The sequence below is a fragment of the Fibrobacter sp. UWOV1 genome, assembly GCF_900142495.1.
GTDB lineage: Bacteria > Fibrobacterota > Fibrobacteria > Fibrobacterales > Fibrobacteraceae > Fibrobacter.
The window spans coordinates 30,547-52,353 of the sequence record NZ_FRBA01000011.1 but is presented as its reverse complement, the minus strand read 5'-3'; the positions used below and the strand labels follow the sequence as shown (position 1 = coordinate 52,353).

The 21,807-nt window shown below is 45.1% G+C and carries 20 protein-coding genes; 14 read left to right on the top strand and 6 right to left on the bottom strand.

Annotated features, from left to right (window positions below):
- Positions 1–23: 23 nt before the first annotated feature.
- From BUC02_RS13215 to BUC02_RS13160, 13 genes are all read left to right on the top strand, one after another.
- Complete coding sequence (locus tag BUC02_RS13215) at positions 24–620, top strand: restriction endonuclease subunit S (protein ID WP_073323265.1); 597 nt, start codon at positions 24–26, stop codon at positions 618–620.
- Positions 621–622: 2 nt separating this feature from the next.
- A complete protein-coding gene (locus BUC02_RS13210; RefSeq protein ID WP_073323263.1) occupies positions 623–2,173 on the top strand; it encodes a type I restriction-modification system subunit M in 1,551 nt (516 codons plus the stop codon).
- Positions 2,174–2,250: 77 nt separating this feature from the next.
- Positions 2,251–3,126 (top strand): KilA-N domain-containing protein, encoded by an 876-nt coding sequence (locus BUC02_RS13205; protein WP_254794227.1) that lies wholly within the window; start codon positions 2,251–2,253, stop codon positions 3,124–3,126.
- Between the two features lie 39 nt (positions 3,127–3,165).
- Positions 3,166–4,146, top strand: a complete 981-nt coding sequence (locus BUC02_RS13200; protein ID WP_073323261.1) for an SMODS domain-containing nucleotidyltransferase — start codon at positions 3,166–3,168, stop codon at positions 4,144–4,146.
- Positions 4,139–5,017: an S-4TM family putative pore-forming effector gene (locus BUC02_RS13195; protein ID WP_073323259.1), complete on the top strand. Its 879-nt coding sequence runs from the start codon at positions 4,139–4,141 to the stop codon at positions 5,015–5,017. Before BUC02_RS13200 ends, BUC02_RS13195 begins: the two co-directional genes overlap by 8 nt.
- Before the next feature lie 11 nt (positions 5,018–5,028).
- Positions 5,029–5,814 (top strand): PD-(D/E)XK nuclease domain-containing protein, encoded by a 786-nt coding sequence (locus BUC02_RS13190; protein WP_217653088.1) that lies wholly within the window; start codon positions 5,029–5,031, stop codon positions 5,812–5,814.
- Between the two features lie 2 nt (positions 5,815–5,816).
- Positions 5,817–7,160 carry a restriction endonuclease subunit S gene (locus BUC02_RS13185; protein ID WP_073323257.1) on the top strand — a complete coding sequence of 448 codons (1,344 nt, stop codon included), beginning with the start codon at positions 5,817–5,819 and terminating at the stop codon, positions 7,158–7,160.
- Between the two features lie 40 nt (positions 7,161–7,200).
- A complete protein-coding gene (locus tag BUC02_RS13180; RefSeq protein WP_073323255.1) occupies positions 7,201–8,142 on the top strand; it encodes an ORF6N domain-containing protein in 942 nt (313 codons plus the stop codon).
- A gap of 153 nt (positions 8,143–8,295) precedes the next feature.
- Positions 8,296–11,391 (top strand): type I restriction endonuclease subunit R, encoded by a 3,096-nt coding sequence (locus BUC02_RS13175; RefSeq protein WP_083564600.1) that lies wholly within the window; start codon positions 8,296–8,298, stop codon positions 11,389–11,391.
- Positions 11,391–12,092 carry a M48 family metallopeptidase gene (locus tag BUC02_RS13170; RefSeq protein ID WP_073323251.1) on the top strand — a complete coding sequence of 234 codons (702 nt, stop codon included), beginning with the start codon at positions 11,391–11,393 and terminating at the stop codon, positions 12,090–12,092. The genes BUC02_RS13175 and BUC02_RS13170 overlap by 1 nt, the downstream gene beginning before the upstream one ends.
- 19 nt (positions 12,093–12,111) lie before the next feature.
- On the top strand, positions 12,112–14,160 hold the full coding sequence (gene recQ / locus BUC02_RS13165; RefSeq protein ID WP_083564599.1) for a DNA helicase RecQ: 2,049 nt from the start codon (positions 12,112–12,114) through the stop codon (positions 14,158–14,160).
- 390 nt (positions 14,161–14,550) lie between these two features.
- Positions 14,551–14,724 (top strand): hypothetical protein, encoded by a 174-nt coding sequence (locus tag BUC02_RS16315; RefSeq protein WP_158213015.1) that lies wholly within the window; start codon positions 14,551–14,553, stop codon positions 14,722–14,724.
- 13 nt (positions 14,725–14,737) lie between these two features.
- Positions 14,738–16,189 (top strand): RNA-binding domain-containing protein, encoded by a 1,452-nt coding sequence (locus tag BUC02_RS13160; RefSeq protein WP_083564598.1) that lies wholly within the window; start codon positions 14,738–14,740, stop codon positions 16,187–16,189.
- Here BUC02_RS13160 and BUC02_RS16785 read toward each other — a convergent pair.
- Genes BUC02_RS16785 through BUC02_RS13145 form a run of 4 tightly spaced genes read right to left on the bottom strand, consistent with a single transcriptional unit; the run spans position 16,150 to position 18,169 of the window.
- Complete coding sequence (locus BUC02_RS16785) at positions 16,150–16,260, bottom strand: GNAT family N-acetyltransferase (RefSeq protein WP_217653087.1); 111 nt, start codon at positions 16,258–16,260, stop codon at positions 16,150–16,152. The genes BUC02_RS13160 and BUC02_RS16785 overlap by 40 nt on opposite strands.
- A gap of 11 nt (positions 16,261–16,271) precedes the next feature.
- Positions 16,272–16,727, bottom strand: a complete 456-nt coding sequence (locus BUC02_RS13155) for a hypothetical protein (protein ID WP_073323249.1) — start codon at positions 16,725–16,727, stop codon at positions 16,272–16,274.
- Positions 16,728–16,772: 45 nt separating this feature from the next.
- Positions 16,773–17,705 carry a bile acid:sodium symporter family protein gene (locus BUC02_RS13150; protein ID WP_073323247.1) on the bottom strand — a complete coding sequence of 311 codons (933 nt, stop codon included), beginning with the start codon at positions 17,703–17,705 and terminating at the stop codon, positions 16,773–16,775.
- Positions 17,706–17,758: 53 nt separating this feature from the next.
- Positions 17,759–18,169 (bottom strand): very short patch repair endonuclease, encoded by a 411-nt coding sequence (locus BUC02_RS13145; protein ID WP_254794226.1) that lies wholly within the window; start codon positions 18,167–18,169, stop codon positions 17,759–17,761.
- Positions 18,170–18,247: 78 nt separating this feature from the next.
- On the opposite strand from BUC02_RS13145, the gene BUC02_RS13140 reads away from it, so the two are divergent.
- On the top strand, positions 18,248–18,997 hold the full coding sequence (locus tag BUC02_RS13140; RefSeq protein WP_073323244.1) for an acid phosphatase: 750 nt from the start codon (positions 18,248–18,250) through the stop codon (positions 18,995–18,997).
- Positions 18,998–19,002: 5 nt separating this feature from the next.
- Here BUC02_RS13140 and BUC02_RS13135 read toward each other — a convergent pair whose 3' ends face one another.
- On the bottom strand, positions 19,003–19,773 hold the full coding sequence (locus BUC02_RS13135) for a tetratricopeptide repeat protein (protein WP_073323242.1): 771 nt from the start codon (positions 19,771–19,773) through the stop codon (positions 19,003–19,005).
- 5 nt (positions 19,774–19,778) lie between these two features.
- Positions 19,779–21,593: a BatD family protein gene (locus tag BUC02_RS13130; protein ID WP_073323240.1), complete on the bottom strand. Its 1,815-nt coding sequence runs from the start codon at positions 21,591–21,593 to the stop codon at positions 19,779–19,781.
- Positions 21,594–21,807: the final 214 nt, after the last annotated feature.

The following is a 21,807-nucleotide window of genomic DNA, read 5'->3' as shown; positions in this document are numbered from 1 at the left end:
AATCACAATTTGACCGTTACAAAATGTTTTTTAAGGATGTTTCGAACATAAGAACAGGGCTGGTTACGGCCCGAAAACAGGCAAAAGGGCCCGAAAACGGCAATTTTCGGGAATATCGCCTGCTCAGCCTCCGTTGTATCAAGGAACCTGGCGTTCTGGACGTGGGCCTTGCCGATCCCTACGCCGCCAACGATGAACTGAAACCGGAGTTTTTGACCCAGCAGGACGATATCCTAGTTCGTCTTAGCGCCCCATACACGTCCGCTTTGGTCAATGACGAATCCGCCGGCTTTGTGGTGCCCTCCCATTTTGCGATTATCCGCGTTGATAAGTCGAAGGTGGATCCTGCTTATGTGCTGTGGATTTTGCGCCAGCAATCCACTTTGAAGCAAATCTACCAGAATGTAAGCGGAACCATCGCGTTCGGCACAATCAATTCCAGTTTCTTCAACGATTTGAAAATCGACATCATCCCGCTCGAAAAGCAGCGGTTAATCGGCGAGATTCTGAAGCTTTCGGAAAGGGAACAAGCCCTGCTTTCGGAACTTGCGAAGGCGAAAGCGGAACTGAACATGGCGATAATGGCCAATGCGTACAAAAGTTTAAGTAAAGGAAAATAGCAATGACGACAAAACAAAACATCGAAAAAGTCCTCTGGAATGCATGTGACAGCTTCCGTGGTAAAATCGACAGTTCCCGCTACAAGGATTACATCCTTTCGATGCTCTTCGTGAAATACCTGAGCGACGTGTATAAGGAAACTCGCGAGAAGTACGAAAAGCAGTACAAGGGTGACAAGCAGCGTGTGGAACGCGCCATGAGCCGCGAGCGTTTCGTGATGGATGAATCTTCCACGTTCGATTACCTCTACGAAAAGAGGAACGACAACCAGATTGGCCAAAAAATCAACGTGGCATTGGCGGCAATCGAAAACAACAACAGCGCCAAGTTGCACGACGTGTTCCGTGCTATCGACTTCAACTCTACGGTTGACTTTGGTGAGCCCAAGGAAAAGAACGCAACCCTCAAAAACTTGCTGGAAGACTTCAAGGATCTTGACCTTCGCCCGTCGCAGTTGGATAACGCAGACATCATCGGCGATGCCTACGAATACATGATTGCAAACTTTGCATCTGATGCGGGCAAGAAGGGCGGCGAATTCTACACCCCGAACAAGGTTTCTGAACTTGTCGCGCGCTTGGTGAAGCCCAAGGAAAACGACCGTATTTACGACGGTACTTGCGGAAGCGGCGGCTTGCTGCTCAAGGCGTTTGCACAAATCAAGAACCGCAAGGCCCGCATTTACGGTCAGGAACAGAACATGCAGACATGGGCACTCTGTCGCATGAACATGTTCCTGCATGGCGTTGACGATGCCGTGATTTGGCAGGGCGATACGCTCTCGAATCCGGGCAATATCGAAAACGACCACTTGATGAAATTCCAGTGCATTGTGGCGAACCCGCCTTTCTCCCTGGACAAATGGGATAGCGGCTTCTTGGGCGATGTTGCTGAAAATGACAAAAAAGCGAAGATGTCTGCCGACCTGGACACGTTCCACCGCTTTGACTGGGGCGTTCCGCCGACATCCAAGGGCGATTACGCTTTCGTGATGCATTTCCTCCATAGCCTCGACGACGCTACGGGCCGTATGGGCATTGTGCTTCCGCATGGTGTGCTGTTCCGCGGTGCAAGCGAGGGGAAGATTCGCCAGACGATTATCGAGAAGTTCAACTTCTTGGATGCCGTTATCGGGCTCCCGGCGAATTTGTTCTATGGTGCCGGCATCCCCGCCTGTATTCTCATTTTCCGCAAGAACCGCGGAGCCAATAATCACGTCCTCTTTGTGGATGCAAGTGGCGACGAGCATTACGAAAAGGGCAAGAATCAGAACATCTTGCGCGAACAGGACGTGGCGAAAATCGTCGACACCTACAAGACTTATCTTGCCGACCCGAGTTACGGAGGCGAGGAAAAGTACAGTTATGTAGCGACTCTCGACGAAATCAAGGAAAACGACTACAACCTGAATATCCCGCGCTATGTCGACACTTTCGAAGAAGAAGCGTTGGTGGATATTGACGATGTCAAGACGAACATCAAGAACATCGAAGATGAACTCTCGAAGGTCCAGAAGCAGATGGCTAAATATATGAAGGAACTCGGACTGTAAATACAACAATTATCATTTTCGTGAAGCCACGAAAATGATGTTGAGATATCATAATAAGGCAGAAATAGGAGCGTGGTATGGTAAAAAAGATGATTCAAGCGAAAAAAGAGACGATTCATGCCTTAGGGATTGATATTGGTATCTATACCGCAGATTTCGAAAATGAGTATATCTCCCTGACGGATATTGCTCGTTTTAGAAGTTCTGACCCAAGAATTACGATTCATAGTTGGCTTAGAAATAGGGATGTGGTGGATTTTTTGGGGTTGTGGGAAGCCCTTCATAACACGGATTTTAAACGTAGCGAATTCGATACGTTTAAAAAAGATGCCGGTAGTAACGCTTTTACTTTCTCTATAAAGAAGTGGACCGATGAGATGGGAGCGGTGGGCATTGTCTCGAAGTCTGGCAGATACGGTGGCGGTATTTTTGCGCATAGCGATATTGCCATGGAATTTGCTTCGTGGATATCTCCTGAATTCAAACTGTATATTGTCAAGGATTATCGGCGCCTAAAATCGGACGAAAACAGCCGCCTGTCCCTAAATTGGAACCTGAATAGGGAAATTTCCAAGCTGAATTACAGGATTCATACTGATGCGATTAAGGGAAAACTCATTTTGCCGCAGTTGACCTCGATGCAGAAGAGTTTTGTTTATGCCGATGAAGCTGATTTGTTGAACGTGGCTCTTTTTGGAGAAACCGCCAAGGAATGGCGGGATGAAAATCCGGATAAAAAAGGGAATATTAGGGACTATGCCGATATCCCGCATCTTTTGGTTTTGGCGAACCTTGAAAGTTACAATGCCATTTTGATAAAGGAAGGGGTGCCGCAATCAGAACGACTTGTAAAATTACGTGAAACAGCAGAAAGTCAACTAGGAACTATTCTATCGCTTGATTTACAAAAGCCGATTTTGATTGAAAATGGAACAAAGAGGATAGTGAAGTAGACCATTTTCGCGGAGTCACGAAAATGGTAAGGAGTTTTTATGGCAAAAATGGTTAACGATGCGTTTGATGAATTTATGAGAGATTCTGTAAATTTAGATCCTCAAGATGTGTCTGATGCAAAGGATAGTAAGAATCACTTGGTAGATATAATATCTAGTTATGATAGTGATGATTTCTTTCATCTTTGCAAAGATTTTAATGAGGAATTCGGGTCTTTTGCAAGAAAAACGAAAATGGGAATTCTGGATGATATTGATATGATGTTTGGAATATCCGCGGATGGAGCAACTTATAATTCGAATGACAATTGGCAGAATGTAAGAGTTTATGGAAATTATCGTGTTAAACAGCATCGAGAATGCATGGACGAAAAGACTGGTTTGCTTAATAGTAGGCTAGTTTTAAATAAGTTCAAAGACCGTTTAGGACAGACATATTCTACTTCAGATCATCCTGTTCGAAATGGAGAAGCAATAAAACTTAAATTGACATATAATTGGTCGTTTGATGTTGTTCCATGTTTTTATACAGTTGAAGATTTTTTTCTTATTCCTAATGGATATGGTGGTTGGAAAAAGACTGATCCAACGAAGGATCGTGATTTTGTGAAGAAAGTTAATAAAAAGCATAATGGAAAGGTATTACCTTTGGTTAGATTGTGCAAAAAATGGTTCGAAGTGAAAAATGTCAGAACCCCAGCGTCATATATGTTTGAAACTATGGTTGTGAATTATTGTAATGATCGATTGATGCTTAGTGAATATATAGATTTAGAATTTAGGGATCTGTTGAATTATTTGAGATATGCCGTTTATTACCAAGCTGTTGACATGAAGGGAATACAAGATGATGTTAACGAGCTTAGTGATGAAGAAAAAGAAATTATTTCTTTTAAAGCTTATAAAGATTATAAAAAAGCGTGTTTAGCAATCAAGGCTGAACTTGATGAAAAGGACTGGAAAAAATCAATAAATCTTTGGGGCGAAATTTTTGGAGAGGACTTTCCGACTTATGGCTAGTGTTTTTGAAAAACAAAATGAACCTGAAATGCAAATGCTTCTTTGTGCTCAACGAAAGGAGTATTCTAAAGTAAAAAGAGGAAGATTCTGGTTTCTTTTTGCATCTGTAATTGTTGTCTCGACTTTAACGATATGGGTGGCTATTACAGATAACTCTAAAGTGGATAGCGTTTTGACCGTTCTTAATGTCGGAATCATTTTTCTTCGAGAACGAATAATGCGTATTTTTGACAAAAAACAAGAATTTGCAGCCAAGATTCAACAATATTTTGATAGTTCTTGTTACAATACCGCTATTGGTAAAAAAATAATAAATGGAGAATCACTATTTACAGATTCCAAGATTGCTGAAATTCAAGCTGGTGTTTGCCATGAAAATTTGAATGATGTTGCAAACTGGTATTCTGATTATAGGTCGATGCCTGCAGAAAAACAAGTTCTCTATTCGCAGAGAGAAAATTTATCATGGGATGAAAAACTCCGAATATTTTATAGAAAAATAGTCATCATTTTACTCACGTTAATTTCGTTATTTATCATCATTTATGGAATAAAATCATCTGCACCTTTTGAAAAAATGTGTGCTTTGATTTCTTGTATTCTCGCATTTATAGAATGTGCTTGGGATAGTATTGAAAAAATAACTAGAGATTTGCGTAGATTAGATAAACTATTTGCTCAATATGAGGAAACAGAAAAAGCCGTTTGTTCTGGTAAAATTGGATTTCACAAAAAACTATCTGATTTGCAAAATGAAATATTTACACATCGAAAAGAAAGCTTTTTGATTCCTGATTTTGTTTATAAGTTGAGAAAAGAATCATATCAAGAAATTGCTGATGCTACGGCAAAAATGCTAAATTCAAAATGACGGAGCGGCTTATGGAAAAGAAACAATTAGTAAGCGCGTTGGAGCGATTGGCTAATGAGGGCGATAACATTGTAGAATCTGCTGAAAGTCGTCCTATCAGTTCGTTCAAGTCTGCAATGTTTTGCAGTTTCTCTTCTTTCATGGAGTGGCGATCTGCAGTATTAACCATTTTAAAGCAAAACGGGTTGCACCAAAACGAGTTTGCCAATCAAATTGAAAAAGTTTCTGAAAATACCGCTGCAAGGAAAGTGTATGTTGAAGCTGCTGTTCAGCAATTAAAAGGCCTTATAAAAGCATATGAACAGGATTATATAGAAATAGAAAATAATAATAAAGCGAAAGGCGGTGTGTCAGATCTTGAAAACATCTTCAATAAATTTACTCGTGTAGTTAGACAGTTGCGTTCTCGTCACGACAATCGTGAAACTCTTACGATTAAAGATGAATACGATGTCCAAGATTTATTGCACGCTTTGCTTGTATTGCATTTTGATGATGTCAGAGCGGAAGAATGGACGCCTTCGTACGCAGGTGGATGCGAACGAATGGATTTCTTGCTAAAAGATTTGCAGACGGTGATTGAAGTTAAGAAAACTCGTTCTAGCATGTCGAAGAAAGAACTTGGCGAAGAATTGATTATTGATATTGAAAAATACAAGGTTCATCCTGATTGCAAGCAACTTTACTGCTTTATTTATGATCCTGATGGATATCTTGGCAATTCTTCCGCAATTAAGAACGATCTTGAAAAAAATCATCAAGGTTTTGTTAAGATTTTTATTAGACCTGAGGTTTGAGAATGACTCCAGAGATTGAAAAGAGAATTAAGGCTGTGCGGGCGGGGCGTGTTCCAGCTGGGTATAAGAAGACTCCCATAGGAGTTGTGCCGAAAGAATGGAATATGACAAGCCTTAAAGATATTGCTAATCACGTTATTGAAAAGAATAAGAATAATGCTGTTCACCTTACGCTTACAAATTCTGCTACAAAAGGTGTTATCAAGCAGGAAGACTATTTTGATAAGCAAATATCAAATAATGAAAATACAGATGGATATTACCTCGTCAAAGATGGCGATTTTATTTATAATCCGCGAATATCAGAAAGTGCCCCTTGTGGACCGATAAACCGTTCCCATATAGGCGAAATTGGAATTGCTTCGCCTCTGTACACGGTTTTTCGTTTAAAAGAGAATGTCCAAAATGTAGATTATATTGAATTGTATCTTAAAAGTCCTTTTTGGCACCGGTATATGTGCGGTGTCGCGAATTATGGTGCACGTCATGATCGTATGAATATTACAAATGACGATTTGTTTGCAATGCCATTGCCGCTGCCACCGATTGGTGAGCAGAAGAAGATTGCGGAGATTTTGGCGACGCAGGATAAGGTGATTGAGTTGAAGGAAAATCTGATTGCCGAAAAGCAGAGTCAAAAGAAATATTTGATGAGCATTTTGCTGGGCGACGATTTCAAGAAACCCTTCAAATTGAACGGTGTAACCATTGATAAGAAAAAATGGGAAAAGAAAAAATTTGAAGATGTTTTGACATTTTTGAGAAATAATACATTTTCTCGAGCAGATATGGATGACTCCCAGGGACAAGTAAAAAACGTCCATTACGGAGATATTCTTGTTAAATATGGAACTATTCTTGATTGTGATAAGGATGTCATCCCATTTTTGAAAAAAGAAAAGCAGAATTATTTAAACATTGCTTATTTAGAAGATGGCGATATTATAATTGCCGATACTGCAGAAGATGAAACATGTGGTAAGATGGTAGAAATAATTCACAAAAAAAATAATCTAATAGTTGCGGGTTTACATACCATTGCTTGCAGACCTGCAAATAAATTATTTGCCTCTAAATGGCTTGGTTATTATATGAATTCTCCGGCATATCATAATCAACTAATTCCTTTAATAACAGGCATAAAAGTATCTTCTATTTCTAAATCAGTAATTTCTGAAACCAACATCGCTATACCCACTCTCCCCGAGCAAAAGGCGATTGCCGATGTCCTTTCTGCGGCAGATGAAGAAATTTCCCTTTTGCAAAAGGACTTGGAACAAGAAAAGCTCAAGAAAAAGTCTCTGATGCAACTCTTGCTCACCGGTCTTGTGAGAGTGAACGAATAATGTTCAAGGTCACAAATTGTGACCTTGAAGGGAATGCGGTATGAGTGTAGCGAAGGATTTAAAATCATCAGAAAATTGGAAGTCGCAATTTGCGACCTCCAATCTGGTTGATTCAAAAATCGCCAATAAAATTGTGGTACTCCGTGATGTCCAGGTAATGATAGATCGCGATATAGCGGAATTGTATGAAATTGATACAAAAGCTTTAAAGCAAGCTGTTAAACGAAACATTGAAAGATTTCCAGACTCCTTTTGTTTTGAATTAGATAAAGACGAATTTGAAAATTGGAGGTCACAATTTGTGACCTCCAAATCTGACCGACAAGGTTTGCGTTACGCTCCTTACGCATTCACAGAGCAAGGTGTTGCTATGCTTTCGGCTGTTTTGCGTAGCGAAAAAGCGATTAAGGTCAGCATCGAAATTATGAACGCTTTTGTGCAAATGCGTCATTATTTGCGTAATAATCTTGCTCTTGCCAATCGATTGACTGCCGTAGAAAATAAGGTTGATTCAAAATTCAAGATAATCGACGAAAATTTCTCGAAGATATTCACTGCATTAGATTCATCTCCCAAGAAAGCGAAAGAAGGAGTGTTCTTCAAAGGGCAAATTTTTGATGCTTATGCCTTTTTCCAAGACCTCATTAAAACAGCGAAAAAAGAAATCGTCCTTATCGATGGTTATGTAGATTTATCTGTTTTGGAAAGGTTCAAGGCAAAGCAAAAGAATGTTTCGGTGAAAATTTATACTGACCCGAGAGCAGAACTACGGCAAATTGATATTGACAAATTCAATGAACAGTATCCAACTTTAGACGTTGCGCGCACAAAAAAGATGCATGACCGGTTCATGATTATCGACAATAAGGAACTTTATCATATCGGAGCGTCGCTCAAGGATTTGGGTAAGGCGTGCTTCGCGTTTGAAAAAATGGATGAACCCAAAAAATGGATTTCAGCCATTCTAACGGACTTGAGGTAATTATATGGCAACTACTAATGAAATACTAATAGTTCGTTCGCAATATAAGATGGCGGATTAAGTGGCGGATTATTTGGCGGATAAAATGGCAGATTATTTTGGCACATTAAATGGCATATTAAATGGCACATTAGGTTAAAAGGAGCATGATTTATGAGTTTTACAAATCAATCAGACTTGATGCTTGAAGATAATGCAAGCAAGTACCCCGCAATCGAAGTGCTGGCGAAGCTGGGCTATACCTACATTTCGCCCGAAGATGCTGCCCAGGAGCGTGGCACGCAATACAATGTATTGCTCAAGGATATCCTCCGCAAGCAGCTCCAGAAAATAAACCAGTTTGAATACAATGGTATTGCTTACAAGTTCTCCGCCGAGAATATCGAAAGGGCTGTCGCAGAACTCGATGTCCCGTTAACCGAAGGTCTGGTAAAAACGAGCGAACGCATTTACGATGCATTGATGCTCGGCAAGAGTTATCAGGAAAAATTGGTGGACGGGACAACGAAAAGTTTCAACCTGAATTATATCGATTGGGACAATTTCGAAAACAACGTTTTCCATGTGACCGAGGAATTCTCTTGCGACAGCTGGGACAAACAGAAAAATGCCCGCCCCGATATTGTTGTGTTCGTGAACGGAATTCCTTTTGCCGTTATCGAGTGCAAGGCTCCCGATATTTCTGAAGAAAAGGGTGTCGAGCAGAATATCCGCAACCAAAAAGCGGAGTATATTCCGCAGCTGTTCAAATACGTGCAGATGGTTGTCGCAACAAACAAGAATGCGGTCAAGTATGCGACTGTGGGCACTGGGAAAAAATTCTGGAATATATGGCGTGAACAGGATACAGAATGGCAAACGAAGCTTGTCGATCAGATTGTGGCGGGGCGTGTCCCGACGGAACAGGACAAGACGCTGATTTCGCTGTTCGAAAAAGAACGCTTGCGTAAGTTCGCGAAGTATTTTGTCGTTTACGATGCCAACATCAAAAAGATTTGCCGTTATCAGCAGTTCTTTGCGGTAGAGGCGATTATGAAGACCATTGCCGAAAATGACCCGGCAGGCAACCGTCAGAGTGGCGTCATTTGGCATACGCAAGGCTCGGGCAAGTCGCTTACCATGGTGATGGTTTCCAAGTATATTCTTGAAGAACTGTGTTCGGTAAGCCCCAAAGTGATTGTCGTGACCGACCGTAAGGAACTTGACAAGCAGATTGCAAAGACGTTTACGCACACACGCCTGACGCCGGCCCGCGCTACAAGCGGCAAAAACCTTTGCGACCTGATTAACGAGGGCAAGGCCGATGTCATTACATCGATTATCAACAAGTTCAATACGGTAGATAATCAGGGTGTCAAGAACAATTCCAGGGATATTTTCGTCCTTGTTGATGAAAGCCATCGTTCGAACTACGGTTCGCTTGCGACCAAGATGCGAACGGTGTTCCCGAACGCCTGCTACATCGGCTTTACCGGCACGCCGCTTCTGAAGAACGAAAAGAACACCTTGCAAAAGTTCGGCAAGCTGATTCATAAATACACGATTAAGGATGGTGTAGAAGACAAGGCGATTGTACCGCTGATTTATGAAGGCCGCTTTGTGGACCAGAAAGTCGATGAAGAAAATATCGATTTGTGGTTTAAGATGGTGACGAAAAAGCTGAGCAAGTCGCAAATTGCAGAACTGAAAGCGAAGTGGAGCAGCATTCAAAAACTTACGTCTAGCGATTCGCGTATTCGGCGTGTTGCAATAGATATTTATCAGCATTTTATGGACGGCTTCAAGGAATCAGGATTCAAGGCGATGCTGGCTTGTAATTTCAAACGCGATGCCGTGCGCTACAAGCAAATTTTCGATACCCTTTGCGACATCAGGACTGAGGTAGTCATTTCGGCCCCGGATATGCGCGAAGGCCACGATGATATTGACGAAAGTTCCGATGACCTTGTTGTAAGCTTCTGGAACAAGATGATGAAGCAATATGACGATGCCGATGACTACGAGGATACGCTGAAAAGCCAGTTCTACGATGGCGAAATTGACATCTTGATTGTCTGCAGCAAGTTGCTTACGGGTTATGACGCTCCGAGAACGCAGGTCCTTTACATAGACAAGGAACTTAAGGATCATGGGCTGCTACAGGCGATAGCTCGTACGAACCGACTATACGAAGGCAAGGATTTCGGCCTGATTGTAGATTATCGAGGCCTAATTAGCAAGTTGGACGCCGCCATGGAAGTGTATAGCGGTGCTGGACTTGAAAATTACGATTCGGCGGACATCAAGGGCGTTGTCGTCGATGTCATGGCTTGCGTGGCACGCCTCCGCGAGACGTATTCGCAACTATGGGATGTTTTCGCACCGGTCAAGAACAAGGAGGATACGGAAGAGATTGAAATCTTTTTGGCAGATACAGAAGTTCGTGCCAAATTTTACGATGCACTCTGCCTTTTTGGCCGCGCTTTTACAATGGTGATGAACTCCGTGAAGGCTTTTGCCGCGTTCGAACGCAAAGAAATCGAAATGTTCCGCGATACCTTCGTATTTTTCTCGAAGATTCGCCGCAGCGTGAAAATCCGCTATGCCGATGCGCTCGATAATTCGGAATACGAACCGCAAATGCGAAACCTGCTGGATACTTATATGTCCGTGAAGGATGTACAGCAGATTTACGAGCCCATCGATATCATGAATATCGGCGATTTCGACAAGGTTGTTGAAAAACTGCCGTCGGACAGATCTAAGGCCGATGCTATCGTATCGCACCTCACAAAACGCATAAAGCTGAACCGCGATGAAGACCCTGCCTTTTACGATAGCTTCTCCAAGAGAATCAACGCCGTCTTGGAAGAATTCAAGAATAGGATTCTTTCAGAAAAGGAATACCTCAAGAAGATGTTTGAGGTGTTAGGAGATTTCCGTAGGGGCGACACCAAACAGAAGTTCCCGGAAAAGATTGCGGGTGATTTGGATGCGCAGGCATTTTACGGTGTTACCATGCCCGTACTTTCTGAAAAATACAATATGGATTTCGAAACTATCGCGACTGTTTCGCAGAAGATAACGCAGATAGTGCGGACTCATGATACCGTTGACTGGAAGACGAATATCGATATCCACAACCGCATTAGGCAAGATATTGACGACTTGTTCTATGAACTGGAAAACGACAAGGGAGTTGCTGTGGATTTTGACGACATCGACAAAATCACGGAAAGCGTACTGAATGTCGCCATGAGGAGATTCTGATGCTCCGTACCGTTGAGGCCGATGGCAACGCGATAAGTTATACGCTTGAGCGAAAGCCTGTCAAGAATATTAATCTGCGTATCCGTGCCGACCAATGTGTTTATGTGTCGGCACCCAAAGATGTGGCAGCAAAGATGGTTGATGCATTCGTTGTGGAAAAATCGGCGTACATATTGCGCGCACTCAAAAAGTTCAAGGACAAAAACCGTGAGACTGTTTCAGAGAACAAATTTGTCAATGGCGAAACGGTCAAGTTCTTGGGCCGCAACTTGCGTCTCAAAATAAAGAATGCATTGCGCAGTAAAGTAGAATCAGACGAAAGTTATGTGACCTTATATGTTAAAGACGTGCAAGACGCCGATTTGAAAAAGCGCGTGCTCGAAACATGGCTCCGCAAAAAATGCAAAGATGAAATAACGGCTATTTGCAAAAAAGTTTACCCACAAGTAAAAAAATATGGCATCGCATTCCCGGAAATCCAGCTCCGCGAAATGGTTTCTCGCTGGGGTTCCTGTTCCCCGAAAAAAGGATTCATGACATTCAATACGGCCTTAATCGCTATGCCCGTGTCGTGCATCGAATACGTAGTCACGCACGAATTTACGCATTTCCTATACCCGAACCATTCCAAAAAGTTCTACCAGCAGCTGGCGACATTCATGCCCGACTGGGAAGAACGGAAAAAACGGCTGGAAGGGTGATATCAATAATTAGGATAATATGCAAACTCCACTTGAAATTCTGAAAACGGTCTTCGGCTACAGTTCCTTTCGCCCGATGCAAGAGGATATAATAGCGAATGTTCTCGAGCACTGCGATTCGCTTGTACTAATGCCGACTGGCGGAGGAAAATCCCTTTGCTATCAGATTCCCGCTTTGATTCTTGAAGGGACAACGGTGGTTGTATCTCCGCTTATTTCTTTGATGAAAGACCAGGTGGATGCCTTAAATGCTAGCGGCATTGCCGCAGCTGCTCTCAACAGCAACAATAGCGAAGAAGAGAATTTCAAAATCCGGGCGCAAGCAAAATCAGGGCGGCTAAAGATTCTGTATATTTCACCGGAACGCCTGCAAAGAGAAATTCCTTGGATGCGGCAAAATTTACGCGTCCCCTTGTTTGCGATTGATGAGGCGCATTGTATCTCTCAATGGGGACATGATTTCCGTCCGGAATACACCCAGCTCGGAAATTTACACGATGATTTTCCGCAAGCATGTATAATGGCGTTGACGGCCACGGCAGACAAACTGACTAAAGAAGACATTGTCAAACAATTACGCTTAAATTCATATAAAGTTTTTATCAGTTCGTTTGATAGGCCGAACTTGAGTTTAGATGTACGCCGTGGATATACGGGTAAAGAGAAAACGAAGGCAATTCTTTCCATTATCAAAAGGCATGCGAACGAATCGGGCATCATTTATTGCCTTTCCAGAAAGAATACGGAAAAAGTTGCTGAAATTTTGAGTAATGCAGGTGTTGCAGCGAGAGCGTATCACGCAGGAATGTCGTCAGAAGAGCGAAATGCTGTACAAGAAGATTTTATAAATGACAAGATTGATGTAGTTTGCGCGACCATCGCGTTTGGCATGGGAATAGATAAAAGCAACGTCCGTTTTGTAATACATTACAACCTGCCTAAAAGCATTGAAAGCTTTTATCAGGAAATTGGTCGCGCAGGGCGTGACGGTTTGCCTTCAGAAACGGTTCTGTTTTATAGTTATCAAGACATCGTAACGCTTCGTGGGTTCGTAAATGAAAGCGGACAAAAGGAAATCAACTCCGAAAAACTTGACAGAATGCAAGAATATGCAGAATCGCTGATTTGTCGTCGCCGAATTTTACTGAATTACTTCGGCGAATGTGATAGCGAAAACTGCGGAAATTGCGATGTCTGCAAAAATCCGCCACGCCGCTTTGACGGGACCATCTTGGTGCAGAAGGCTCTTTCTGCCATAAAGCGCACGAACGAGCAAATCGGTTTCTCGATGACGGCACAAATTCTCAAAGGCTTCAATGATGAAGAAATTGTGCAAAATGGATATGATAAAATCAAGACGTTCGGTGCGGGAGCCGATGTCACCTTGAAAGATTGGCATGATTATCTATTGCAAATGTTGCATTTGGGATTTGTCGAAATTGCCTACAATGAATCCAACCATTTAAAAATCACCGATAGTGGTAAAGAAGTCCTTTCGGGAAAGAAAATCGCTGAGTTGGCTGTTCCTGATAGGACGGAACCGGAAAAAGATCGGAAACGAAAAAAGAAGGGATTCGTTCATTCGGCTTTTGACAAAAGTGTTGCCGCTGATGACGGCTTATTTGAAGCATTACGAAAGTTGCGCAGAGATATTGCCGATGAGAACAACTGGCCTGCTTATGTTGTACTTTCGGACAAAACTTTAAAAGAACTGTCTAGCACGCCTCCGCTGTCCATCGAAGACTTGTATGGCGTATTCGGTTTTGGAGAAAAGAAAATTGAAAAATTCGGTCAACGATTTGTTGACGCGATTACGGATTTTCTTGGCAACTCCGGGCGTTCGGTGCAAATATCGCACGATACTATTCAGCAGGATAACGGCATGTCCCATATGGAATCTCAGAAACTGCTGTATGCCAAAGCATATGAGCCCTGGAGCGAAGAAGATGACTTAAAACTGGAACAGCTGTACAATCAAGGATTGACAACAAGTGGACTTTCTAAAAAAATGGGACGCGGAAATGGAGCGATTCGTTCCCGGCTAAGAAAATTGGGAATTGTAGAGTAGCGAATTCCCTTGACGCAGACAATCTATTTGTGTATATTATAATCGATATTTGATAATCCTCGTGACAGTCGACATAGACCTTCGGGTCCGTACGTGCATTCGCGGCGGGGCGCATTAACCTTCTTGTTGATGCTGTTGGATAGCTGGTAGGAACACGACCTACTCGAGTGTGCTCGCTAAGGCGGGTGCCAAGTAACGCCAGGGCTGCAACCACTTAGTGCTTTAGCACTTAGTGGGCCATGGTCCCCTTTAGGGGAGAAAGCCCCCGCCAACAGAATCGCAAGACCATCCCATAAAAAGAAAACAATGCCATAGTTGTCGCAAAAAAATGTGACAACTACTCAATACGCATTTTTTGCGTGTTGTTAAATCATTTTTTAAGGAGATATCATGTTCGATGAAATTTTCGGAAAATTCAACGGAGGCCCGAATCGCGGTGCTAACAACGCCATCGGGGATTTTGCCAAGGTGCTAGAAGAAAAAGATGCGGAAATCAAACGGCTTAAGGAACTGATTCTGCGTTGCCCAAAATGCGGTGCGAAACTGCGTTACCCGAGAGGATGAAAGGGGTGCCGATATGGATGAAAAAGAATTGAGGAAAATCATTCGTCAGGGCGAAGGCTTGACAGTCGAATTCAAGAGGGCAAAGACTGCATTGCCCGACAATCTTTTTGAATCTGTTGCGGCATTCTTAAACCGCAATGGGGGCCATATTGTCCTTGGTGTTACAGACGACAAAAAAATTGAGGGCGTTGATCTCAATTGCGTCGAAAAAATTTGCAAGCAAATAGCGAATTTAAGCAACAATCCTGAAAAGTTGGATCCTCAGAACTTGATTGACCCGCAAGTTGTTGACTACAAAGACAAAAAATTGATCTACTTCTTTGTTCCCGCCAGTTCGCAGGTCCACAAGACCGGCAAGAAGGTCTTCGACCGTAGCGTCGATGGCGATTTTGTGGTAAAGACGCAGAGTGCAATTAGTGCGATGTATTTGCGCAAAAGCAACAGCTATACGGAAAATACGGTTTATCCGGGGCTTCGCGAAATAGACATTAAGCGCGGAATGCTAAAAAAGGCCAAGGATTTGATTCGTTCCATCAGGTCCAATCACCCGTGGCTCAAGTTGAACAAGGAAGATTTTTTCAAAGCGGCTGGTTTGATTCGCTATGATTCTACCATTGGAAAGTCGGGCTATACGCTTGCGGCACTTATGCTGTTCGGTACGGACGAAGCGATTTCAAGTTATTTGCCATATTATAAAATTGAAGCAATAGTCCGCAAACAAGACTTGATGCGCTACGATGATCGCTTGACCGTCACATGCAATCTGATTGATGGTTACGAATTGCTGAATGGGTTTATCGAAAAGCATCTCCCTGACAAATTCTATTTGGATGGGAAAACTAGACTCTCTTTGCGTGACAAGATTTTTAGAGAAGTGATTGCGAATATGCTGATTCATCGTGAATACATGAATCCGATTCCAACAACACTCGTTATTTATAAAGATAAGCTTGTGACGAATAACGCGAATAAGCCCTTTGCGTACGAGAAAATAGCATCTCAACTTTGTTCTTATCCTAAGAATCCGCATATCGCCACAATGTTTGCCCAGATGGGGTTTGCGGAATACCTCGGCACGGGCATCCGTAAAATTAGTGACCTGTGCGAAATTTATTCTGGGCTAAAACCCAAATTTGTGGATAATGATATTTTTATAGCGGAGATTCCGTTGACTGATCATGTGCCAGAGGGAGAAAAGAGCGGCGGATTAAATGGCGGATTAAATGGCGGATTAAGTGGCGGATTAAAAATTGAACTAAATGAAACACAGCAGAAAGTGTTCCTGGAAATCACAAAAAGACCTGGAGTTATGATAAAAGAACTTTCTGGCAGACTACAAATGCCTATTGACACACTTGATAAGGTTGTTTCGTCTTTGCGTAAAAAAGAACTTATTGAACGTCGTGGTTCTAAAAAGACTGGCGGCTATTGGGTAAAAAAGGAACCTACATCCACAAGCTGGTAATCCTTGTAGATTTCCTTGACGCGTTCCACGAGTTCCCTGCCGATGCTTTGGCCCTGGTATTCGGGGCGCACGAGAAGGTAATTTAAATTTTGTATCCAAACTTTCGTAATTTTTCGACGTATTTCGGGTCGCCTAGGCGCGCCTTGGATTCGGCCATAAACTTATCGTTGTCCTTGGCTGCGAAGCCGAGCTTGATCCGGAGCGCGATGAATCCGCTAACGACGCCGAATAGCGAGCATAGGATGCATGCCAGGGTAAGCTTTGTGGAATTGTTTCCATGCACGAGCGAAGTTTGAAGCAATACTCCGCAGATTATTGCCATTGACAAAAGCAATGCGGCTCCTTTTGCGTAGAATTTTGCATTCTTGCTACGCGGATCAAATCCGTCAATCGCCACCTCGCGCCAGCGCCTGTCCAGGTATTCGCTGCGGCAGGCCTTGCATTCGCGAATCGGACTGCCGTACATCCACATGTTGCAAGTTTCGCGGTTCTTGGTCTTGCATTCCGGGCAAACCCATTCGGCATAATTCATTTTCATATAAACTCCTAAAAGCTGCTAGAAAGATAGCCTTTTTAAAGCCTGCTATTCCTTCCGGCGATAAACATTCGCCAAAATCGCACCCGAAATGTTGTGCCATACGGAGAAAATTGCGCCGGGTACGGTCGCCATGGTGAGGTCCGAGAACGCTGTCGCCGCAAGGCTTGTGGCAAGGCCGGAATTCTGCATGCCGATTTCGATGGAGAGTGCCTTTGTCTTGGGTGTCGAGAATTTCAGCAACTTGCCGAGGCCGAAACCGCAGCCGTAGCCGAGCAGGTTATGGAGAATCACGACTGCAAACACGATAGCGCCCGTGGAGAGAATCTTTGCGGCATTGTGCGAGACGACCGCCGCCACAATCATCGCGATTGCAATCACCGAGACGAGTGGCAAGACCTTCACGGCACGGGCGGTCCATTTGCCAAAAAACTTGTTGATGACGAACCCGAGGGCAATCGGCACGATGACGACTTTCACGATGGAAAGGAACATCGCCATCACGTCGACGTTCACCGTCGTGCGGAGCAATAGGTAAGTTATTGCCGGTGTCAAAATCGGAGCGAGCAGCGTGTTCACGCTCGTCATGCCCACGGAGAGCGCCACGTCGCCTTTCGAGAGGTAGGTGATTACGTTGCTCGAAGTCCCGCCGGGGCAGGTACCTACAAGGACCACGCCCGCCATGAGGGCGGCATCGAGCCCGAAAATCTTGGAAAGCAAAAACGCGAGTCCGGGCATCACGATGAACTGCGCCGCACACCCGATGGTGATTTCCTTCGGCCGGGCAAACACAAGTGCAAAGTCGCTCAGCTTGAGCGTGAGCCCCATGCCGAACATCACGACCATCAAGAGGTAATTCACCCAGCTGAGTTCAATCCAAAGGGTCGATTTCGGGACAAACAGCGAAAGCGCCGCGATGGCTAAAACGACAACCGCCATCCACTTACCCACAAATTCACTGATTTTTTCAAGAACGTGCATTTTTAAACCTTTTAAAATTAACAAGAAAGATAGTCTTTTTCCCGACCCGTGGTTCAAATCTCTATGCTTTCTTCATCGCTTGCAATAAAGGCCTTGAGGCGTTCAATAGTGTGGTCGAAATCGTTCTTGACGGAACATTCCCAAATGGTTGCAACGCGGTAGCCTTGTAGCGAAAGTTTCCAGTTCGTCTTGATGTCGCGCACCATATTGTTCGTGAATTTTTCGTTCCAGAATTCGGGATTGCTCTTGGGGCGGCTCGTAAACTTGCAGCCGTGCTGGTGCCAGAAGCAGCCGTTTATAAATACAACTACGCTGTATTTGAGAATAAACAGGTCGGGTGTGCCCGGCAAATCGCGGCGGTGGAGTCTGTAACGCAGTCCCGCCTTAAACAGTGCCCGCCGCACAAGCAGTTCGGGCCGGGTGTCTTCCGAATGGACCGCCTGCATCATTTGCGAACGGTTCATGGGTGCGTGTTTTTTTCGACGGCATTTTTTCATGGGATTAGTATTTGAAAAGATAGTCTTTTTATTTATATTCAATGCATGACCAATTTTATCAAGAAAGCTTTTATCGTAGTCGCCTTTTGTGGCGCTTCGCTTTGCAGTTTCGCTGCAGATGTTAAACCTTACGTGGAAGCAGATGCGCTCCCGAACGCACTGAACTTCTACCCGGCACCCCCCGATACCATGTCGCCGCAGTTCATGTACGATATGTCGCAGTACATTTGGGGCAAGACGATGCGCAAGGATTCCGCACGTGCGGCCCTGGCCGTAGCCCAGGCGGTAGAAACGGTCGAGGACATGGCCAAGATGTTCAGCGAACCCTTCGGCATGGAAATTTCGGCAAAGAAGACTCCTGCCATCATGAACCTGCTCGAACGAGGAATCCGGACGCTTAAGCAGGTGGGGCGCTTGCCCAAGAGGCATTACATGAGGCGCCGCCCCTACGACCGCTTTAACGAACCGACTCTTGTCCCTGCCGAAGAAGAGCGCCTGAGAACGAATGGTTCTTACCCGTCGGGGCATACCGTCCGTGCATGGTCCATGGCTTTGTTGCTGATAGAGGTGAATCCGTCCGCTCAGGATGCCTTGTTGAAATACGCATACGAATGGGGACAGAGCCGCGTGATTGCCGGGTTCCACTGGCAAAGCGACGTAGACGCCTCCAAGGTACTTGTTTCGGGCGCCTACCCGAGCCTCCATACAAACGAAACCTTCATGGCCGACATGCGCAAGGCTCAGGCGGAATTCAAGAAACTTTCTGCCGCAAAGAACGGCAAGAAGGCGAAGTAGTTTTTCTACTTTACGATTCCGACGTCGCTCGTCTTGACGAAACCGCGGATTTTTTCACCGAGACGGATTTCGACGAATCCACCCTGTTCCGAAAGCACTTCGAAGGTTGTACCTTCAGAAAGCGTGTTCAGCGTTTGCGACTTGTTGTTCGGGGCGCTTGTCACGTCGGCATCTTTTGCGGTTACGACGCCTTCGATGTTGGTCTCGGCGACAAAAATCTTGTAGCCGGCACTCATCGCGATAATGCAGAAAACGCCAGACAGCGCAAACATCGCGCCAATCAATACGTTCTTAGTCTTGCCGCTGCGGCTGATGCGCCTTGCAATGGCGAGCAGTGCGATTGCCCAGAAAATTCCGAGCAACACCCACATCTGAGTCCTTAATGAAAGTGCGTGGTGGGCTTTGAACAGGCCGGAGAGAAGCGGGTTTTCTTCGCCGTCTTCTTCAACCTTGTCGCGGGTCATGGCCTGCGCGTACTTGAGATTGTGAATAATGTCGTCGTTATTGGGGGCGAGGCGCAGCGCCGACTTGTAATAGTAAATGGCAAAGCCGATCTTGCCTTCCCTAAAGTAGGCGTTGCCCAAGTTGTAGTAAAGGTCTGAATTTTCGGTGCCGTTGTCAATGCAGGTGCGCCATTCGTCAATGGCTCGCTCGAATTCGCCTTCGTTATAATAGACGACGCCGGATTCGATTCCGTTGCAATGTTCCGCGGCAAAGGTGCTTGTTGCTCCGGCAATCAGGGCGACGAGAGAAAAAAGAAAGACTTTCAACTTCATACTTCCTACTTCCTACTTCCAACTAATTCGCACAATTTTTCGACGTCTTTGAGCATTTGTTGCTGCTCGTCCTTGGTCGGGTTCACCGGAGCAAATCTGGCGAATGCGCACTTGTCAAGCCAGCTGTCGATAGCCGTAATGGTTTCGTTCTTGACGCCGAGCTTTTCGAGTTCTTCGTTCATTTGCGCTCTGGTCATGCCCTTGAATTCCAGGTTGGTCTTGTCGCTCAGGTAATCGATGAGGCCGTTTTCGAGGGCTGCATAAAGCGCCTTGGCGTCGCCCTTCTTTAAGGCTTCGCGGGCGTTTGCAAATCGGACCTTGAGCATCTTGTCGGCCTTGCCCTTACGCACCAGGGCTGCGTCGCTGTTGTGCTTGCGGCGACTGCGCACGGCAAAGGTGACAATCAGGTAGAACGGAATCGCGGCGGCAAAAATCACCCAGTAAACAATGCTTTTGTAGGGGGCGGTCGTGTTGCTGGCGTCGTTCACCTTGTGAATAAAGCGAATGTCGGAACCCAGCGATTCAATTTCTTGTTTTTGCACGGCAGCGGGGCCTTGGGCGACCGGTGCCTGGAAGATTGCTTCGGCGGCGGCTTCACCCTTTTCTACCACAACGTTCCAGGGGCCGGCCTTGGCAGTTTCGTAAGTCTTTTTGTTCGGGTTGAACCAAGAGTAAGTGATTTCGGGAATGGTGAATTCGCCCTTCTTTTTGGGGTACAGGAACACGCGAATGTTCTTGGTGGTAATCACCTTGTTCCCGGTAATCTTCTTGTTGATTTCGTTTTCAGGCGGTACCGAACGGAACTCGCCGAAGTCGGGGAGCTTGGGGTCGGTAATGGATCCCGGCAGACCGTCGCCCTTGATGTTGATGGTCAGCGTCATCGCTTCGCCGACCTTGAGGTTGGTGCGGTCGAAGTCCGCGCTAAAGCTATAGTTACCGACCATGCCGCTGAAGTCGGCAGGCTTGCCTTCGGTGGGGAGCGGCTTTACAGTAATATTAATAGTGGGGGTCTGCGTCTCGGTTTCTACAGATTCCTGCTTGACGCTTCTGCTCGAGAATGTCATGCCGCCCATTTGCTTGTTTTCTTCGACCACCTTGGGTTCGCCGCGCTTGGTGTACTTGAACTTGAACGGCGGAATTTGCAGGTTTCCGCTCTTGGTGGAGGCTAACCAGGCGAACTTGGCGCTAGCCTGCATTTCGCGACGGCTGCCGTCAACCGGTTCGAACTTCATGTTGGCTAGGTCGCTGCGGTGAACGATAAAGTCGTCGCCCGTGTTCATGTCGGTGGCCTGCAGGCCGCCTTCAAAGTGCTCGTAGGTGTGGAATCCGAGCGTTACGCTGAACTGTTCGCCCTCGTAAACGGACTTCTTGCTCGGGGTAAGGCTTACGGCCAGGGCGTCATCGGTGTAGGCACGCTGAATGCTGATGGGAATGTCGCCGGTGAGGTTGCGTTTTTGGCCGTCGATGGTCAAGAAAATCTGACCGACGCTGAGTCTGCCCGTCTTTTTGGGCGCTTTTAGATTAAAGGTGTAAACGCGTGCCTTGTAACCGCCGCGACTCCCGCCACTGAAAAACGAATTGAACATGTCTTCCATGCTGGGGCGAATCACCTGGTCGGCGCTGTCGAGCTTGACGAGCGAAAAACCGTTGGCAGTCTCGATTTGTAAATCGCTACGGTTTTCAGGAAGTTCTGCTAACGGGAATACAAGCTGGAGTCCAAAGGTCTTGCCCGATTCCACTCGTTCCCGATCCACTTGCAGGGACGGCCGTGCTTGTGCGCACAGGGCAGCGGCTAGGCAAAATAAAATAATTCGTTTCATGCCCCCAAAAATACCAAATTTTAGCCTGAAAAACAAAGAAAAGGGGGGAGGTCTCCCCCTCGCTACAGCCTTCGTCTTTCGCTACCCCCTCTGCGGGCACATCCCGCAACGCCCTATCCTCCAAAGGGGGGGGGCTTTTAAAAAAAGTTGCGGAATATATATTATTTCCCCTTGACGCGTTAGTAAATTTTTGTTAAATTTGGCGCGCTGTTAA

Bases quoted from the DNA above. Each gene is read 5' to 3' on its own strand.
- BUC02_RS13215 (WP_073323265.1), top strand. From the start codon at position 24: ATGTTTTTTAAGGATGTTTCGAACATAAGAACAGGGCTGGTTACGGCC.
- BUC02_RS13210 (WP_073323263.1), top strand. From the start codon at position 623: ATGACGACAAAACAAAACATCGAAAAAGTCCTCTGGAATGCATGTGAC.
- BUC02_RS13205 (WP_254794227.1), top strand. From the start codon at position 2,251: ATGGTAAAAAAGATGATTCAAGCGAAAAAAGAGACGATTCATGCCTTA.
- BUC02_RS13200 (WP_073323261.1), top strand. From the start codon at position 3,166: ATGGCAAAAATGGTTAACGATGCGTTTGATGAATTTATGAGAGATTCT.
- BUC02_RS13195 (WP_073323259.1), top strand. From the start codon at position 4,139: ATGGCTAGTGTTTTTGAAAAACAAAATGAACCTGAAATGCAAATGCTT.
- BUC02_RS13190 (WP_217653088.1), top strand. From the start codon at position 5,029: ATGGAAAAGAAACAATTAGTAAGCGCGTTGGAGCGATTGGCTAATGAG.
- BUC02_RS13185 (WP_073323257.1), top strand. From the start codon at position 5,817: ATGACTCCAGAGATTGAAAAGAGAATTAAGGCTGTGCGGGCGGGGCGT.
- BUC02_RS13180 (WP_073323255.1), top strand. From the start codon at position 7,201: ATGAGTGTAGCGAAGGATTTAAAATCATCAGAAAATTGGAAGTCGCAA.
- BUC02_RS13175 (WP_083564600.1), top strand. From the start codon at position 8,296: ATGAGTTTTACAAATCAATCAGACTTGATGCTTGAAGATAATGCAAGC.
- BUC02_RS13170 (WP_073323251.1), top strand. From the start codon at position 11,391: ATGCTCCGTACCGTTGAGGCCGATGGCAACGCGATAAGTTATACGCTT.
- recQ (WP_083564599.1), top strand. From the start codon at position 12,112: ATGCAAACTCCACTTGAAATTCTGAAAACGGTCTTCGGCTACAGTTCC.
- BUC02_RS16315 (WP_158213015.1), top strand. From the start codon at position 14,551: ATGTTCGATGAAATTTTCGGAAAATTCAACGGAGGCCCGAATCGCGGT.
- BUC02_RS13160 (WP_083564598.1), top strand. From the start codon at position 14,738: ATGGATGAAAAAGAATTGAGGAAAATCATTCGTCAGGGCGAAGGCTTG.
- BUC02_RS13155 (WP_073323249.1), bottom strand. From the start codon at position 16,727: ATGAAAATGAATTATGCCGAATGGGTTTGCCCGGAATGCAAGACCAAG.
- BUC02_RS13150 (WP_073323247.1), bottom strand. From the start codon at position 17,705: ATGCACGTTCTTGAAAAAATCAGTGAATTTGTGGGTAAGTGGATGGCG.
- BUC02_RS13145 (WP_254794226.1), bottom strand. From the start codon at position 18,169: ATGAACCGTTCGCAAATGATGCAGGCGGTCCATTCGGAAGACACCCGG.
- BUC02_RS13140 (WP_073323244.1), top strand. From the start codon at position 18,248: ATGACCAATTTTATCAAGAAAGCTTTTATCGTAGTCGCCTTTTGTGGC.
- BUC02_RS13135 (WP_073323242.1), bottom strand. From the start codon at position 19,773: ATGAAGTTGAAAGTCTTTCTTTTTTCTCTCGTCGCCCTGATTGCCGGA.
- BUC02_RS13130 (WP_073323240.1), bottom strand. From the start codon at position 21,593: ATGAAACGAATTATTTTATTTTGCCTAGCCGCTGCCCTGTGCGCACAA.